At 63.6% G+C, this 17,191-nt stretch carries 10 protein-coding genes; 1 reads left to right on the top strand and 9 read right to left on the bottom strand.

Annotated features, from left to right (window positions below; translation table 11 throughout):
- The 9 genes from H4V96_RS05010 to H4V96_RS04970 form a co-directional block, all read right to left on the bottom strand.
- The gene (locus H4V96_RS05010) at positions 1-513 is read right to left on the bottom strand and encodes a MarR family transcriptional regulator (protein WP_196855264.1); all 513 of its coding nucleotides are present in this window, start codon (positions 511-513) and stop codon (positions 1-3) included.
- Positions 514-525: 12 nt separating this feature from the next.
- Positions 526-1,326 carry an SDR family NAD(P)-dependent oxidoreductase gene (locus H4V96_RS05005; protein ID WP_196855265.1) on the bottom strand — a complete coding sequence of 267 codons (801 nt, stop codon included), beginning with the start codon at positions 1,324-1,326 and terminating at the stop codon, positions 526-528.
- Position 1,327: 1 nt separating this feature from the next.
- Complete coding sequence (locus tag H4V96_RS05000) at positions 1,328-3,742, bottom strand: bifunctional salicylyl-CoA 5-hydroxylase/oxidoreductase (protein WP_196855266.1); 2,415 nt, start codon at positions 3,740-3,742, stop codon at positions 1,328-1,330.
- A complete protein-coding gene (locus tag H4V96_RS04995) occupies positions 3,739-5,367 on the bottom strand; it encodes an AMP-binding protein (RefSeq protein ID WP_196855267.1) in 1,629 nt (542 codons plus the stop codon). Before H4V96_RS04995 ends, H4V96_RS05000 begins: the two co-directional genes overlap by 4 nt.
- Before the next feature lie 245 nt (positions 5,368-5,612).
- Complete coding sequence (locus H4V96_RS04990; RefSeq protein WP_196855268.1) at positions 5,613-6,308, bottom strand: response regulator; 696 nt, start codon at positions 6,306-6,308, stop codon at positions 5,613-5,615.
- An 85-nt stretch (positions 6,309-6,393) separates the two neighbouring features.
- Positions 6,394-10,602, bottom strand: coding sequence for a two-component regulator propeller domain-containing protein (locus H4V96_RS04985; RefSeq protein WP_280720733.1), 4,209 nt, complete (start codon positions 10,600-10,602; stop codon positions 6,394-6,396).
- Positions 10,603-10,694: 92 nt separating this feature from the next.
- The gene (locus H4V96_RS04980; RefSeq protein ID WP_196855270.1) at positions 10,695-11,864 is read right to left on the bottom strand and encodes a patatin-like phospholipase family protein; all 1,170 of its coding nucleotides are present in this window, start codon (positions 11,862-11,864) and stop codon (positions 10,695-10,697) included.
- Between the two features lie 50 nt (positions 11,865-11,914).
- Positions 11,915-13,690: a gamma-glutamyltransferase gene (gene ggt / locus H4V96_RS04975; protein ID WP_196855271.1), complete on the bottom strand. Its 1,776-nt coding sequence runs from the start codon at positions 13,688-13,690 to the stop codon at positions 11,915-11,917.
- Between the two features lie 210 nt (positions 13,691-13,900).
- Positions 13,901-14,659: a 3-hydroxyacyl-CoA dehydrogenase gene (locus H4V96_RS04970; RefSeq protein ID WP_070345596.1), complete on the bottom strand. Its 759-nt coding sequence runs from the start codon at positions 14,657-14,659 to the stop codon at positions 13,901-13,903.
- 454 nt (positions 14,660-15,113) lie between these two features.
- On the opposite strand from H4V96_RS04970, the gene H4V96_RS04965 reads away from it, so the two are divergent.
- Positions 15,114-17,189 carry a TonB-dependent receptor gene (locus H4V96_RS04965; protein WP_196855272.1) on the top strand — a complete coding sequence of 692 codons (2,076 nt, stop codon included), beginning with the start codon at positions 15,114-15,116 and terminating at the stop codon, positions 17,187-17,189.
- The last annotated feature ends 2 nt before the right edge of the window (positions 17,190-17,191 follow it).

Raw genomic sequence — 17,191 nt, 5'->3', positions numbered from 1 at the left:
TCAGTCCTTTATGGCGATGTCATTTAGCTGCTGCTTCATGTGCGACAGCAGGTCGATCAATTGGCTTTTGTCGTCCGGCGTCACGCCCTGCAGCAGTTCAGCGATCCAGCCTTCGTGCACCCTGGCCATGTCGTCAAAGGCGCGCCGCCCGGCCGGCGTCAGCTTGACGCTATACGCGCGGCGGTCCTGCGGATCGACCACGCGCAGCACCAGCTTCTCCTGCTCCAGTTGGTCGGTGATGCCCGTGATATTGCCGCCCGTAACCATCATGCGCTTGGACAGTTCGCCCATGCGCAAGCCTTCGGGAAAGCGCTCGAGCTGCGCCATCAGATCGAAGCGGGGCAAGGTGATGCCGAAGCTGGCGCGCAAGCGTATGCGCACCTCGTTTTCTATTTTCACCGTGCACGAGAGCATGCGCAGCCACAGTTTGAGCGACTGGTGGTGATCCTGTGTCAGGCGGCTGGCCAGGTCCAGCTCCGGTTCGGCCTGCAGAAGGTCGCGTTGATTATTCATTTTATCCATTGTCTACATGACTTCACCGCCGGCGACGGCGATCGATTGTCCATTCATGGCCGCTGATGCTGGCAGGCATAGCCAGGCCACCGCATCGGCCACTTCGCGCGCCTGCACCAGACGTTGCTGCGGATTGGCCGCAGCCAGCTGGGCGCGCGCCGCGTCTTCGTCGCACCCCGTCTTGCGCGCGATATTTTGCACCGCCTGCGCCAGCATCTGCGTTTGCGTGTAACCAGGGCAGACGGCGTTGACGGTGACACCGTGCGGTGCCGCTTCGAGGGCCAGCGCGCGCGTCAGGCCGATCACACCGTGCTTGGCGGCGACATAGGCGCTGACATAGCGATAGCCCTTCAGGCCCGCCGTCGACGCCACGTTGACGATGCGCCCCCAGCCCGCTTCCAGCATGGCCGGCATGGCTGCCTGACAGCAGTGAAACACGCCCGTCAGGTTCACGGCCAGCATCTGCTGCCAGATGGCAGCGTCGGTCTTGCCGAACGGCGCCGCGTGGGCATGGCCGGCGTTATTGACCAGGATATCGATGCGGCCAAAATGCGCGGCGGCCTGCGCGAAGCCCGCTTGCACGGACGCTTCCACGCTCACGTCGAGCACGCAGATGGCCACCCTGCCAGCATAACCGCCCTCTTCCAGTTGCAGGCGCGCGCGCGCCAGCCGCGCGCCATCGCGCCCGGCCAGGGTAACGCGGGCGCCCGCGTCGAGCAAGGCGCCCGCGCAGGCCAGGCCGATGCCGCTGCCGGCGCCCGTCAGCAGCGCGTGCTTGTCGGCCAACGCGCCGTCCCGTCGTTCCTTGTTCATGTCATCCTTCCAGCAGCCGCGCGGCCACCTGTTGCGGGGTCAGGCCAGTGCTGGCGGCAGCCAGCTGGCGTTCGCGCTGCAGATTGCGCTCCAGTTGCAGCTGCGCGGGCCGGTACTGTTTCGGCCACGTTGCGCCTGCCCCGGCGCCACTGTAGCCGATGCGCGCCATTTCCGTCAGGGTCCAGGCCGGGTTGGCCAGGTGCGGGCGACCCACGGCGCACAGGTCGGCGCGCCCGGCGGCGATAATACTGTTGGCGTGGTCGGCTTCAAAAATCGAGCCGACAGCCATGCTGGCGATACCTGCCTCATTGCGCACGCGGTCGGCGAACGGCGCCTGGAACATGCGCCCGTACACGGGCTGTTCGAGCTTGCTGACCTGCCCCGAGGAACAGTCGATCAGGTCGGCACCGGCCTGCTTGAACAGGCGCGCGATGACGACCGCATCGTCGGGCGTGATGCCGCCTTCAACCCAGTCATGGGCCGAAATGCGCACGCTCATGGGTTTATCTTGCGGCCAGGCGGCGCGCATGGCACGGAACACGCGCAGCGGATAGCGGCAGCGGTTTTCCAGGCTACCGCCATACTCGTCCGTGCGGCGGTTGGTCAGCGGCGAGATAAAACTCGACAGCAGATAGCCATGCGCGCAGTGCAGTTCCAGCCAATCGAAACCGGCGACGGCGGCGGCCAGGGTGGCGCGCACAAAATCGTGTTCGATGCGCGCCAGGTCGCCAGCCGAGGCTGCGCGCGCCACCTGCGACACGCCGGCCAGATATTGCTGGCTCGATGCGGCCAGCAGCGGCCAGTTACCGTCCTCCAACGGCAGGTCGATGCCGTCCCACATGGGGCGCGTAGACCCCTTCGGCCCCGCGTGGCCCAGTTGCAGGGCGATTTTCGCATCGCTGCTGGCATGCACGAAATCGACGATGCGCTGCCAGGCCTGCGTGTGCGCTTCAGTGTACATGCCAGGACAGGCGGGCGTAATGCGCGCGTCGGCCGATACGCATGTCATCTCCGCAAACACGAGCGCAGCGCCGCCCATGGCGCGTGCGCCCAGGTGCATCAGATGGTAGTCACCCGCCACGCCATCGACGGCGCTGTACTGCGCCATCGGCGAGACGGCGATGCGGTTTTTCAGCAGCACGCCGCGCAGCCGGAAGGGCGTAAGCATGGGCGGCATGGCCTCGTCGGGCATCGCCACGCCTGCCTGTTCGCCCGCGCGCCGCGCCAGCCAGCGCTCGTAATCGGCCACGTAGGCGGGATCGCGCAGACGCAGATTTTCATGCGAAATGCGCTGGCTGCGCGTGAGCATGGCATAGGCAAACTGCGGCGCCTCCATGGCGCTGTAGCGCTCGACGTTTTCAAACCACTCCATGGAATTGCGCGCCGCGCTCTGGATCTTGAGTACCTCGATGGCGCGCAGCTGCTGGTAAGCCGCCAGCGCAGCGTCGGTAGCAGCAGCGGAAGCGGAAGCGGTAGCAGCAGCGTCGGCAGACTGGCCAAAGCAGCGCGCCAGCTCGATGGCGTCTTCCAGTGCCAGCTTGGTGCCCGAACCAATCGAATAATGCGCCGTGTGGGCCGCGTCGCCCATCAGCACGACAGGCACCCCATCCTGCCGGTGCACCCATTGCCGGCAAACGATGCGCGGGAAGGTGATCCACTGCGCCGAGCCGCGCAAATGCGGCGAGTTGCTCAGCAAGCCATGGCCATCGAGTTCCTGCGCGAACAGCGTTTCGCAAAAGGCAATGCCTTCTTCCTGGCTCATGCTGTCGAGCCCCGCGGCGCGCCACACGTGTTCGGGCGTTTCGACGATGAAGGTCGATGTATCGCCGTCATATTGATAAATATGCGCCTGGAACCAGCCGTATGGCGTCTGGCGGAAGGCAAACGTGAAAGCCTCGAACTTCTTGCGCGTGCCCAGCCAGACGAAACGACAATGGCGCTGATCGATCTCGGGCTGGTAGCTGGCCGCATAGCGCGTGCGAATACGGCTGTTCAAGCCGTCGCTGGCGATCACCAGGTCGGCGCCGTACTGGCGCGCAATGGCCTGGTCGTCCTGCACTTCCGTCTCGAACTTCAGCTGCACGCCAAGTTCCTCGCAACGCGCCTGCAAGATATTGAGCAAGCGCTTGCGGCCTATGCCACAAAAGCCATGGCCACCGGAACGCACGCTCTCGCCCTTGAAGCGAATCTCGATATCGTCCCAGTGATTGAACGCCTGCAAGATGGCGCGCGCGGTCGGCTCGTCCGCATTGGCCAGGTTGCCCAGGGTCTGGTCGGAAAACACCACGCCCCAGCCAAACGTGTCATACGGGCGGTTGCGCTCGATAACCGTGATGCGGTGCTCCGGGTTCTGCTTTTTCATGAGCAGGCTGAAATACAGGCCGGCGGGGCCGCCGCCGATGCAGACAATATTCATGCGGTATCCGTGCGAAGTTTGAAGCGCTGCAGCTTGCCCGTTTCCGTGCGTGGCAGGGAAGACAGGAAGCGTATGGCGCGGGGATATTTATACGGGGCGATCTGCTGGCGCACAAAGTGCTGCAGTTCGGCCGCCAGCGCATCGCTGGCCAGGCAGCCGTCCTTGAGCACCACGTGCGCCTCGACGATTTGGCCACGCTCGGCATCGGCGCGCCCGACCACGGCGCATTCGGCCACGGCCGGGTGGCACTGCAGCGCCTCCTCCACTTCCGGGCCGGCGATGTTGTAGCCGGCCGAGACGATCATGTCGTCGCTGCGCGAGCGGTAATAAAAATAGCCGTCGCCGTCCATTTCGAAATTATCCCCGGTCAGGTTCCAGCCGTTCTGCACATATTCGCGCTGGCGCGGGTCGGACAGGTAGCGGCAACCGGTGGGGCCTTTCACGGCCAGGCGGCCCGTCACGCCGGACGGCTGCGGCACGCCGGCATCGTCGACGATGCAAGCCTGGTAGCCGGGGATGGCCTTGCCGACAGCACCTCGGCGTATGCCCTCGCCGGTGGCAGAAATGAAGATATGCAGCATCTCGGTAGCGCCGATGCCGTCCACCATGGCCAGTCCCGTCGCGACCTGCCAGGCGTCGCGCGTGGCCAGCGGCAGTGCCTCGCCGGCCGACACGGACAGGCGCAAGCTGCGCACCTCATGGCGAGTAGCGAGCGGCGCCATGAGGCGGTAAAAGGTCGGCGCCGTGAAGCAGATCGTGGCCTGGTATGCATCGATGGCGCGCAGCAAAGTCTCGGGTGTACATTTTTCCAGCAGCACGGCGCAAGCACCAAAGCGCAGGGGGAACAGCAGCAAGCCGCCCAGGCCGAAGGTAAAGGCCAGCGGCGGCGTGCCGATGAAGATATCGTCGGCGCGCACCTGCAGCATGGAGCGGGGGAAGCAGTCGCAAATGGCCAGCAAGTCGCGGTGCATATGCATGGTTCCCTTGGGCACGCCCGTCGTACCCGAGGTAAAACTGATCAGGCAGACATCATCGGCCGCCGTATCGTGCGCAGGAAAGGCGGCAAACGCGGTGTCGCGCGCTGCCATGCGCTGTTCCAGTTCGCCGTCATCGGCGCCAAAGCACAGCATCGGCGGGCATGTCGACACGCTATCGAGTTCCGCACGCAAGGGCTGCGCGCACAGCACGGCATTCACTTGCGCCTTGGCCAGGATGGTGGACAATTCACGCGCGCGCAGCAGCGGCATGGTGGGCACGGCGATGCAGCCGGCCTTCAACACGGCCAGCAGGCAGGCGGCCATCATGGGGGTATTCGCGCCGCGCAGCAGCACGCGGTTGCCGGGGATCAGGCGCAGGTCGGTCTGCAACACATGGGCGATGCGGTCGACCTGCCGCGCCAGCTGCGCGTAAGTCCAGCGCTGGCTATCGGCAAGGATGGCGATGCGCTCGCCGCCACCGCTGGCGACGGCAGCATCGAGCAGTTCGGTGACGCAATTGAGACGCGCCCGATACTGCAGCTCGGGCAAGTCAAGGCAGAGCTGCGGCCAGAGTGCGCGCGGCGGCAGGTGCGCGCGCGCAAAGTCGTCCTGGGGAGATGCCATGCTGGGCGTAGGGTCGCTGCTCATGCTCATCCTGGCTGGTGGCGGGCGCGTGCACAGGGCCCGGAAGTAAATACTTTAAACCTAAAGTATTTTTCCAGCAAGCGAAAAACAGCAAATTCAATACACCTGACAAACCGTAGCGAGCCGATGTGCGGCTCGGCACCCCCGTTGGTCTGAGAAGCGGAACTGTGCTTTAGCACAGTGAGCATCGGAGGCCGCAAATGGCGACGCGCAGTCGGTTTTGTTATGGTGTTTCAGTCGACGCCGTCCTATTGTCGCAGCAGGCGCACCTGTTGTACTACGCTGCGCGCCAAGGCAGCCAGCGCCGCCTGTATCTGGCCGCCATCGAGCACCGATGCCTGCAGCACGTCCATCATCGCGGCCTGCGCGCCATGCAAACCCAGGGTGCGGCAACCGAGGTGCAGGCGTTCGAGCTGCTGGCGCGCCTGCGCCGGTTCGCCGCGCGCCAGCAAGGCGTCGACCTGTTCGCTGGCCGCCTCTATCTGGCCCTGGAAGCCCGTCAAATAGGACTGCAGGCGTTCGCCGTCGATATCGAGCCGCTGCAAGGTGTCGCGCGGCGTCTCGGCCGGCAATGCGCAGAGCTCGAAGCAGGCATCGATATGCTCGCGTACCTGCTGCGGCTGGAAGGGTTTGACGATATAGCCAGCAGCACCGGCCTGCACGGCGTCACGCACCGTGTCCTGGTCATTGGCCGACGACACCAGCACCAGCGGCATGGCATCGAGCGTGCTGTCGGCGCGGATTTTCTGCAGCAGTTCCATGCCCGACAGGCGCGGCATGCGCAAATCGCAAAAGCACAGCGACGGACGCAAGCCCCCTTCGAGCTGCTCCCAAGCCGCTGCGCCATCCTCAGCTTCCACGATATCGTGCACGCCGCAGCTGTCGATCAGATGCATCAACACCATGCGCGACACGACATCATCGTCAACTACCAGTACTTTCATTGCTTTCTCCATTGCCGGCAGCGTCGGGGGCCTGGCGATATTCTACCCAGTTTCGCCGCGCGCCACATGGTCGGCATTGCTTATTTTACATTTTCTTGCCCGAAACGGCTATCTGCGCCAACAGTGCGCGCAATTGCGGCAAATGCAAGGCTACCTGCGTCCAGCGCCCACCGTCCGCAGCCTCCTCCAGTTGCGTGCACAACTGGTGCAGCTGGGTTTCATGCAGATAGGCGGCGCTGCCCTTCAAGCCGTGCAGCAGGCGCCCGGCGTTGTCCTTGTCCTGCGCCGCCAGGGCGGCGTCGATTTCACGCAGGCGCCCCTCCAGGCCGGCGGCGAAGGCGACACGGATGCGCCGCTGCAGTTCGCCGCTACGGTCCGCTGGGGACGCTGCCGCCACGGCGACCGTCGGCGCGATGCCGAACAGGGCATCGAGTTCGGCCTGGCCGCGCGAGGCGCCGCGCGAAACGTGCGACGGCATGCTCGGCATGCGCGGCAACATAAAACCGCGCTGCAGCTGGCGCTCGATGGCACGCGCCAGCAAACCATGCAGCACCGCCTCGTCCACTGGTTTGCTGAGGAAATCATCCATGCCGACACCGAGATAGCGGCTGCGGTCTTCTTCACTGGCATTCGCCGTCAGGGCCACGATCATCAGCTCCTGGTCGCGCACGGGCTGGTCCGGCCAGCCACCCAGGCGGATCAGGCGCGTCGCCGTGGCACCGTCCATCTCCGGCATGCGCCCATCCATCAGGATCAGGTCGTAGCGCGTCTGCACGCACGCTGCCACGGCCAGCACGCCGTTGGCAACCACATCGACGCGGTGCCCCAAGTCTTCAAGCATGACGCGGATGATGATCTGGTTGGTGGGGAAGTCTTCGGCGCATAGCACGCGCAACTGGTGGCTGTGCGGCGCCAGCGCCACCTGCGGCACCAGCGGCGGCGCCACGCCATCGGCCAGCGGCAAGGTGAAGGCAAACGTGCTGCCCTGCCCTGGCGTGCTGCTCACCTCGATCTCGCCCTGCATCAGTTCGACCAGCTGACGGCAGATCGCCAAGCCCAGCCCCGTGCCGCCGTAGCGCCGCGTGGTACTGGCGTCGGCCTGCTCGAACTTCTGGAACAGGCGCGCCATCGCGTCCGCATCGATGCCGATGCCGCTGTCGCTGACGGTAAAACGAATCAGGTTGACACGGCTTGCGCCAGCGCCGCTGGCTACGCCGGCCCGCTCGACGCACACGCTGACGCCGCCGCGCTGGGTGAACTTGAAGGCATTGCCGACCAGGTTGACCAGCACCTGGCGCAAACGAGTCGGGTCGCCCACCACGAAGAGCGGCAGGTCAGGCGCAAAATCGATAGAAAAACCGATGCTGCGCGCGGCCGCCTGCTCCTCGAACAGGCTGACGACCGTCTCGATGGCAGCGCCCAGCGCGAAATCGATATTCTCTATACTCAGCTTGCCCGCTTCGATCTTGGAAAAGTCGAGCAAGTCATTGATGATCACCAGCAGCGACTGGGCATTGGCCTGGCCGCGCAAAATCTGCTCGCGCGTGGCGTCGTGCAACTGCTCGTCGCGCAGTGCAAAGCCCAGCATGCCGATCACGCCAGCCAGTGGCGTACGCATCTCGTGGCTCATATTGGCCAAAAATTCCGACTTCTGGCGAGTCGCATCCTCGGCCTTGCGCTTGGCCTGGCGCAGGCTTTCCTCGTTTTTCGTCAGGCTGCTATTGACCTGCGCCAGCTTTTCCGACTGCGCCAGCACTTCGATTTCCTTGCTCTGCAATTCGGCCGTGCGTTCACCGACCAGTTTTTCCAGCTCGTTCTGCTGGCGTCGCAGCGCGCGCACGCGCTGCCGGTAAGCGCCATACACAGCACCCAGCAGCAGCGCCGCCATCAGCGTGCGGAACCACCAGGTTTTCCAGAACGGCGGCAGAATCGTGATGGCCAGCGTGGCGCCGCTCTCGTTCCACACGCCGTCCTTGTTGGCCGCCTTGACGCGAAACACATAATTGCCTGCATCGAGGTTGGTGTAGGTGGCGAAGCGCCGCCCCGCATCCGTCATGACCCATTCCTGGTCGAAGCCTTCTAGCCGGTAGGCGAACATATTGCGCTGCGGTGCTGCGAAATGCAAGGCTGCAAATTCCAGCGAAAAGACGCTTTCGCGGCTGGTCAGCACCAGCTCGCGCGTATGCTCGATCGCCTTCTTGAGCACGTGCGCGAACTCGCCGCGGCCGATGAACACCGGCTTGTTAAAAATCTGCAGCTCCGTGATGGTCACCAGTGGCGGCACGCGGTTGTCATGGATATCTTGCGGCACGAACACCGTCATGCCGTTAAAGCCGCCGAAATACATGCTCCCATCCGTAGCGCGCAGGGCCGCGCCATCGAAGTACGAGCCTTCCACCGTGCCGTCGGCGCTGTCGTAGTTGCGCAACAGGCCACTGCGCATGTCGAGCCGCGTGATGCCGCTATTCGTACTCAGCCACAGCTGCTCCTTATCGTCGCCCAGGATGCTGGCGACGGCATCGTCGGCCATGCCGTCCTTGCGCACGAAGCGCCGAAAGCGGATCTCGCCCTTCGCATCGACATCCATGCGGTTCAGGCCATTGGCTGTGCCCACCCACAGCACGCCGCGCTTGTCTTCGTGCAGGTAGTGCACCTCGTCGTGGCTGAGGCTATGTGCATTTTGCGGATCGTGGCGGAAATGCCGGAATTGGCCGCTGGCGCGGTCGAGCAAGTCCAGGCCATGGAATGTGCCTATCCACAATTGTCCCTTGCCGTCTTCCAGCACGGGCCGCACCATGTTGTCGGACAGGCTGTTCGGGTTGGCAGGGTCGTGGCGATACGTAGTAAAGGCCCGGCTAACGGGGTCGAAACGGTGCACGCCGCCGCGCGTCGACACCCACAGCATGCCGCTGCGATCGCTCACGACATTGCGGATAGTATCGCTGTTCGGATCACCGGCGGCAAAGCGCATGGTAAAAAAACGCTCCTGTCGCGCATCGAAACGGTGCAAGCCCGTCGAGCCTCCCAACCACAGGGTGCCGTCCGGCGCCTTGTACAGGGTGGTGACCTGCTCATCACGCGACATACCGGGCGAACTGCGCAGGTCGAACAGCCGCGAACTGCCGTCGCGCGTATCGTACAGTTTCAAGCCGGCTTTGGTGGCCAGCCATAGCTTGCCATTGCCCGCATCGACCACGGCGCGCACCTTCTTGTCGGCCAGCGCGCCGACGTCACCGGACGGCAGCGCCATGCGCGAAAAGCCGCCGCCGCCCAGGTCGACCCGGCTCACGCCGTTGTACCAGGAGCCGACCCAGAAAGTGCCGGCGCGGTCGCGGTACAGCGACGACAGCTGATTGTCGGCGACGCTGTACTTGTCGCCCGTCTGGTGGCGGTACTGCAGAAAGGTATCGCTCTCGGGCAGCCAGCGGAACAGGCCATCGGCATTGCTGCCCAGCCAGACGGTGGCGTCGATATCCTGGTACAAACTGGCCACGCGGATGGCGGAAAAGCCCTGTTTTTCATTCAGGCGCAGGCGTGCCTGCGGCGCCTGCCCGGCACCTCCCAGACGCCAGCGCTCGGCACCGGCCATGGTGCCTATCCACAGATTTTGCTGGCGGTCGACCAGCAGCGACTGGATCACGTTATATTTGGAACCGGGCTTGGCATCGACGGCGAAATGCTCGAAGCGCTCACTGCCCGGCGCCAGCATGTCCAGGCCCGTGACCGTGCCTATCCACAGGCGCTTTTGCGCGTCCAGCACCAGCGCCTTGATTTCATTGTCGCCCAGGCTGTGCGGATTGCCTTCTTCATGGTGCCAGGTGCGAAAGGTGCCGGTAGCGGGGTCGAAATGCTGCAAGCCGTCCGAGGTGGCGATCCAGAAGCCGCGCGCGCCATCGTCGACAATGGCGTGGATACGCCGATTGCCGTTGCCGCGCTTGCTCTTTTCGGCCGGGGCGTAATGCGTGAAGGTTTGGCTGGCGGCGTCAAAGCGATCCAGGCCGTTGTCGGTGCCCACCCACAGCTGCCCCTGCCCATCGACATGCAGTTCGCCCACCCAGTTGTCGACCAGGCTGGTCTTGTCGCCCTCGACATTCTTGTAGACGACCATGCGATAGCCATCGTAGCGGCTCAGGCCAGACTGGCTGCCGAACCACATATAGCCCTGCCGGTCCTGGACGATGGCCAGTACCGACTCCTGCGCCAGGCCATGTTCGACGCTGAGCTGGTCGAAACGCAGGGTGGGCGCAGGCGCCGCAGCGGCCGAACCGCCAGGCAGCAGAAAAAACAATAGCAATAGCGATACCAATACGCACGCACGTCCAAATACCACCACAATCGTCCTGTCAAAAAAACGCGAAAATTCCGGCTACTGTTACGCAGGCCGTCTCAAGAACCAAAAAACGTCAGTACATCGTCCTTGCGGGCCTGCGTATCGCACTGTCCGAGACGGATCAACTCGTTAGTATACGTCGATTCAAACAATAAATACGATGCCAATGCCGCGCCGCGCGCTTCGGCCGCACCGATGCCCGACAACATGGTGCGTATCGGGCGGGGCAAACTGCCGATGTGCCGGCTGGCGATGGCATCGAGCCGTTCGGAAGGCGCGATGACCAGCAATTGCACCGGTTTCAATGCCGTCTTGCCCAGAAATTCAGGCGGCAGCATCGACAGCGTGAGGTTGATGCGGTTCAAGCGCTCGATGTCGACGGCCAGGCCATCGAGGAAGATCGACGATAGTGCATGGCCGGCGATCTGCGCCAGGCTCGGGTAGGGCGCCGCATCGCCCGGACCGGGCGCCGGTTCCGTCATGCGCCCCGCCCCCACCACCAGCACTTTGTTCGCACCCAGGTGGATGGCCGGGGAAATTGGCGCCAGTTGGCGCATCGATCCATCGCCGCAGTACTCGCGCTGGCCGCCCACGTACAGGGGCACGGCGGGGAAAATGAAGGGGATGGCAGCCGAGGCGAGCAAGTGTTCCACGCCGATCTGGTCTTGCAGGGCCACGCGCTGCGTGCGCACCCAGGGCGCGATCTCGGCGGCCGTCTGGTAAAACGTCATGTGGCGGCTGCCCGTATACGACGACGCCGTCACGGCCAGCGCATGGAGCAAACCATCGGCCAGCGCCGCGTCCAGGCGCGGCAAGTCGAGCATGCGGTGCAAGAGGCTGACCAAGGGGGTATTGTCGAGCAGGGAGTTGGGCGGCGACGCATGCCACTGGCGCAGCAGCCAGCCGAACGACAGCAGCGACAACCAGCGCGCGCCCGAACGGATCACGCCCAGCGAATCGGCGCGGTAGACTTGCTCGACCTGGATGTGCTGCCACACGTCGAGCAGCTTTTGCACGCCTTCGCCGAAATTGTCTGCCCGACAGGCCAGCGCCGTGGCGTTGATGGCGCCAGCCGAGGTGCCGCAAATGATGTCGAACGGGTTGCGCGCCGGCGCCCAGCCCGCTTCCCACAGAATCGCCGAAATCGCCTGCAGCACGCCCACCTGGTAGGCGGCACGAGCGCCCCCTCCAGTGAGTATCAAGCCTGTTTTATTTTGCATTCCCATGCTGGCAGATTAGCAGGGTCTGGATGCTTTGTGGAAAAGTTTAGGACAAATTAATCTCCTCGGACCATGCCCTCGCGCCGCGGGTCCGCGCCACCAAACCAAAAATCCTTGCCATGCGCATTGAGGCGCATGATGCCCTGCAAGCCGGAATTTTGTTCGATGACGCGCACCTCGTGGCCCATGGCTTGCAGCGCCGCGACCTGGGCTGCCGGCGCACGCCCTTTTTCCAGCTCCGTCGGGCCATTGCGGCTGCCGAAGTTGGGCAAGCTGATCGCCTGCTGCACGTTCAAGCCCCAATCCATGGTGCCGACCAGTACCTTGGCCACATAATTGATGATGGACGAGCCGCCGGGCGATCCCGTCGCCAGCACCAGCTTGTGCGTGCCCTTCTCAAACACGAGAGTGGGCGACATGGCGCTACGCGGACGCTTGCCCGCTTCGACGCGATTGGCGATCGGGCCATCGGCATCGCGCGAATCGAACGAGAAATCCGTCAACTGGTTATTGAGCAAAAAGCCGTCGACCATCTGGCGCGAGCCGAACGCGTCTTCCACGCTGCTGGTCATCGACAGGCCGCCGCCGAAGGCGTCCACCGCCACCAGGTGCGAGGTCGACGGACGCTGCAGGGCGTTATCCATGCCCCACGCCACCTGCATGCCGGGCGGCGTGCCGGGCAAGGCGCGGCGCATGGATTTCTCGCCGATCAACGAGGCGCGCTGCGCCAGGTAGTTTTTATCGAGCAGGGAGGCGATGCCCTTGCCCGGCAGCGGCACGAAGTCGGTATCGGCCACGTAGCGGTTGCGGTCGGCGTAGGCCAGGCGTCCCGCTTCCGTAAACAAATGGATCGCTTGCGCATCGAGCACGCCATCGACGGGCGCATACGGCCGGATATCTTTCACTTCCAGCATGCCCAGCATCTGCGCGATGGCGATGCCGCCCGACGATGGCGGCGGCATGCCGCACACGGTCCAGGCCTTGTAGTCACTGCACACGGGTTCGCGCACCTTGGCCTGATAAGCGGCGATATCGCGCGCCGTCAGCTTGCCCGGATTGCTCGGGTGCGACGCCACCTTGGCGGCGATGTCGCGCGCGATGCGGCCTTGGTAAAAGGCGTCGGCGCCACCGAGGGCGATCTCGCGCAGGGTGCGTGCCAGCTGCGGGTTTTTCAGCACATGGCCAACGGGCCAGGGCTTGCCTTGCTGGTCATAAAAATAGGCGGCGGCGACAGGGTCGCGCTTCAGTGCCTGATCCCAGTTCAACAGGCCGTTGAGGCGCTGACTGACGGGAAAGCCGTCATGCGCCAGGCCGATGGCGGGGCCGAACAGGGTCGCCCACGGCAGCTTGCCGTGCTCCTTGTGCGCCAGCTCGAGCATGCGCAGCACGCCCGGCGCGCCCACGGAACGCCCGCCCACCACGCCCGTCGCGCGCGAAACAGCTGTGCCGTCGGCATTCTGGAACAGGTGTTCGTCGGCAGCGGCAGGCGCCGTTTCGCGCCCGTCAAACGCTTGCACGCCCTTGGCCGTGGAATACAGCAAAAAGGCGCCGCCGCCGATGCCCGACGATTGTGGTTCGACCAAAGTAAGCACCAACTGCGTGGCGATGGCCGCATCGATGGCGCTACCGCCTATTTTGAGCATCTGGTAGCCGGCATCGGCGGCCAGAGGATTGGCGGCGGCGACCATGTTTTTCTGCGCCGCCCAACCCGATTTTTCCGTATATGCGGTGGCAATTTCCGGCGCCCTTTGCGGCACTTCGGCAAATACGGGACTGGCAACGAGCGCTCCCAGCAAGGTCAGGCTCAGCACCAGCGGCTTCAATATGATCATGGATTCTCCGATAAAAAAAGGGCGTACAGCCCGGCAAGGCTGTACGCCCCATACGGCGGCATCCTACATCAAATACCCGCCAGGGCACTGTCCGCGTCAGAGTGCATGGCAATCTACAGGGGCAGGCGCGTGGCCGAAAACAGGGCGGATGGCACGCAGCATGACAAGCCCGGAGCATGCAGCGACGCCCTGGGCAGTGCCCGGATGCTGTTATTTCGGCTGCATGCGAATCGCGCCATCAAGGCGGATGGTCTCGCCATTGAGCATGATGTTTTCCACGATGGCTTTCACCAGTTGCGCGTATTCGCCGGGTTTGCCCAGGCGCGAAGGGAACGGCACCATCTTGCCCAGCGCATCCTGCACTTCGGCCGGCATGCCCAGCAGCATCGGCGTCTCAAAAATGCCAGGCGCCACCGTCATGACGCGGATACCGCTGCGCGACAGGTCGCGTGCCATCGGCAGGGTCAGGCCTACCACTGCCGCCTTCGACGACGCGTACGCGGCCTGGCCGATCTGGCCATCGTAAGCGGCCACGGAAGCGGTGTTGATGATGATGCCGCGCTCGCCTTCAGCGGTCGCATCCTGCCTGGCCATGGCGTCGGCCGCCAGGCGGCACATATTGAAGGTGCCCACCAGATTGATGTTGACGACTTTCTGGAACAGGGCCAGCGGATGCGGGCCATCCTTGCCCACGGTTTTCACGGCAGGCGCTACGCCGGCGCAATTGACCAAGCCGCGCAATATCCCCAGCTTGCCTGCCGCTGCCACCACGGCCATGCCATCTTCTTCCGACGTGACATCGCACTGCACGAACACGCCGTTCAGTTCAGCGGCCAATGCCTGGCCCGCCTCCGTCTGCACGTCGGCCAGCACGACCTTGCCGCCAGCGGCCGTCAGCATGCGCGCCGTGGCCGCGCCCAAACCCGATGCGCCGCCGGTGATGATGAATACATTGTCCTGAATCTGCATGAAATCTCCTGAGTGATAAGGGCCGCTTTCCCAGCATCCGATGGTTGCATGGTGCATGGCGTCATGCATTACGCTTACGTAAACGTAAACGTAATGTCGGCGACAATTGTAGCCACTTTTACGCTCTCTCAGCGAAAACTTGCAGCAACAGCGCACATGCGCCTGCCCTGATCGTTGTTGCCATCGCACGACTTTCTTTATTGGCACACGCCATGCCACATGCCAGCAAAGCTAACAAGCTGACAATTGCCCCTGCCATGCGCAGCTTGCAACGGTGTTTTATTTCCGTTCAAAACTTTCCTTCTTGCCAGGATGGCATTAGAATGCTAACGATTCTTATTCTCATTGGCAGGATTCGAGCACAGTATATTTTCTTTTCATTCATTCATTCATTCATTCATACCCGAGCCACCCGGACGGTAGCCAGGCAATAACAAGTTCCGGAAAACTCACCATGACCAAGCGTAGTCCCACCTTCGTAAGCCCCGTTTCCAATCCCGCCCGCGCCGTGTATTGTGCCACCCGGCTACTGCCCTGCCTGCTGTCGCTGGCCGTCAGCAGCGCCTGGGCCGAAGCCCATGTAGCCGCCGATCCCAGCATGAACACGGTCGTCGTTACCGCATCGGGTACGGCCATCGATATCCAGGATGCGCCGGCCAGCATCAGCGTCGTCACGCGCGAAGAAATCGAACGCCAGCCCGTGTATGACCTCAACACCTTGCTGCGCCGCATTCCCGGCGTGACGGGCGGCACCAGCCCGGTCGGCGAGGAATCGAAGATCAAGCTGCGCGGCTTGCCCGACAAATACACCTTGATCCTGGTCGATGGCAAGCGCGTCGGCAGCTCGGCCGACACGGCTTACCGCCCCGACCTGGGCCGCCAGGACTTGAACTGGATCTCGCCCGACATGATCGAGCGCATCGAAGTGGTGCGCGGCCCCATGTCCTCGCTGTACGGTTCGGACGCCATGGGCGGCGTGATCAACATCATCACGCGCAAGGTACCGGGCAAGTGGAACGGTACGGCTACGGCCAACTACACGCAGCCGCAGGACAGCGGCCGCGGCACGGCGCACCAGTTGGGATTGAATCTGGCCGGCCCCCTGTCGGAGTCCGTCGGCATGCGCATCGGCATCGGGCAATCGGAACAAAAACCCGATGAACGCAGCAACGGCAAGGCAGGCGGCATAGGTGGCGAACGTAACCAGACCATGAGCGGCCAGCTGAACTGGGCCATAAATAACAAGCACAGCCTGTCGCTGGACGCCAGCTATGGCCGCCAGGAAGCGAGCGATTCGCCCACGCTGAACCAGAACGGCAGGCCACTGTTCGGTGCTTGGGGCGCAAGCAAGCTGATCCGTAAGAGCGTGGGCCTCGACTATGAAGGCCGCTATGATTTCGGCAAGGCCAAGGTCAATCTGTACCATAACGACTATGACAACCAGTTCATCGGGACGCTGGCCAAGTCCAAGGACAGCACGCTGGACGCGGCCCTGGAAAAACGCCTGGGCTGGGGCGTCGAGCAACTGCTGGTGATGGGCGGCCAATGGAAACACCAGCAATTGACGAATACGGACACCATCGGCACCTTGCCCACCGATTACCTGGGCAATCCCGTGAGCGGCGCAACCTTGTCCGGCACCACCTCGGCACTGTTCGCGGAAGATCAGCTGTTCCTGCGCGAGGACTTGACGGCCACGGCCGGCCTGCGCCTCGATCACCACGGCAAGTTCGGCAACCACTACAGCCCGCGCCTGTATCTGGTGTACCACCCTTTGCCAGCCTGGACCATCAAGGGTGGCGTGTCGCAAGGCTTCCGTGCCCCCAGCCTGAAGGAAAACTCGCCGGGCGCCGCCACACAGTCGGGCGGCGGCGGCTGCAACGGCCTGCGTCCACTCGGTTACATCAAGGGCGGCTGCTACATGGCTGGCAACGCGGAGTTGACGCCGGAAACGAGCACCGCGACCGAAATCGGCGTGGCGTACGAACACAACGGTTGGGATGCCGGGCTGACGTATTTCAGCACGGATTTCAAGAACAAGATCGACTATGCGCCGCTGGGCTTCTTCCAGGGACAATGGTGGACCAAGATGACGAATATCCAGAAAGCGCGCACCAGCGGGCTCGAAGGCACACTCACCATCCCCCTGACGAAACATGTGAATTGGCGTAACAACCTGACCTACATGGCGGAAGCGAAAAACCTGACTACCGGAGTGAACTTGCTGTCAACGCCGAAAGTGTCGCTGTATTCGGCACTGGGCTGGCAAGTGAACGACCAGTTGTTCGGTGAAGTATCGGCCCAATACACGGGCAAGGAACTGGACGCCGAGTCACGTTCCGCGACGCGCCGCACGCCCAACAAGGCCTACACCATCGTTGACGCGGTCGTGTCGTACAAGGTCACGCCGCACTGGACGCTGCGCGGCGGCGTGGAAAACCTGTTCAAGAAGGGCCCGGCAAACGATGGCTTGGTCACCTATTACGTGCCAGGGCGGCGCATGTTTGCAGGCCTGACGTCGCGCTTCTGACG

This window comes from Janthinobacterium sp. CG_23.4, from assembly GCF_029892305.1.
Classification (GTDB): domain Bacteria; phylum Pseudomonadota; class Gammaproteobacteria; order Burkholderiales; family Burkholderiaceae_D; genus Janthinobacterium; species Janthinobacterium lividum_D.
The sequence above is the reverse complement of the archived record's forward strand: the minus strand, read 5'-3'. Positions and strand labels throughout refer to the sequence as shown.

What these genes read in the sequence shown, in the direction of transcription:
- ggt (WP_196855271.1), bottom strand. Translation starts at nt 13,690, where the DNA reads ATGATCATATTGAAGCCGCTGGTGCTGAGCCTGACCTTGCTGGGAGCG.
- H4V96_RS04970 (WP_070345596.1), bottom strand. Translation starts at nt 14,659, where the DNA reads ATGCAGATTCAGGACAATGTATTCATCATCACCGGCGGCGCATCGGGT.
- H4V96_RS04995 (WP_196855267.1), bottom strand. Translation starts at nt 5,367, where the DNA reads ATGAGCAGCGACCCTACGCCCAGCATGGCATCTCCCCAGGACGACTTT.
- H4V96_RS05010 (WP_196855264.1), bottom strand. Translation starts at nt 513, where the DNA reads ATGAATAATCAACGCGACCTTCTGCAGGCCGAACCGGAGCTGGACCTG.
- H4V96_RS04980 (WP_196855270.1), bottom strand. Translation starts at nt 11,864, where the DNA reads ATGGGAATGCAAAATAAAACAGGCTTGATACTCACTGGAGGGGGCGCT.
- H4V96_RS05000 (WP_196855266.1), bottom strand. Translation starts at nt 3,742, where the DNA reads ATGAATATTGTCTGCATCGGCGGCGGCCCCGCCGGCCTGTATTTCAGC.
- H4V96_RS05005 (WP_196855265.1), bottom strand. Translation starts at nt 1,326, where the DNA reads ATGAACAAGGAACGACGGGACGGCGCGTTGGCCGACAAGCACGCGCTG.
- H4V96_RS04990 (WP_196855268.1), bottom strand. Translation starts at nt 6,308, where the DNA reads ATGAAAGTACTGGTAGTTGACGATGATGTCGTGTCGCGCATGGTGTTG.
- H4V96_RS04965 (WP_196855272.1), top strand. Translation starts at nt 15,114, where the DNA reads ATGACCAAGCGTAGTCCCACCTTCGTAAGCCCCGTTTCCAATCCCGCC.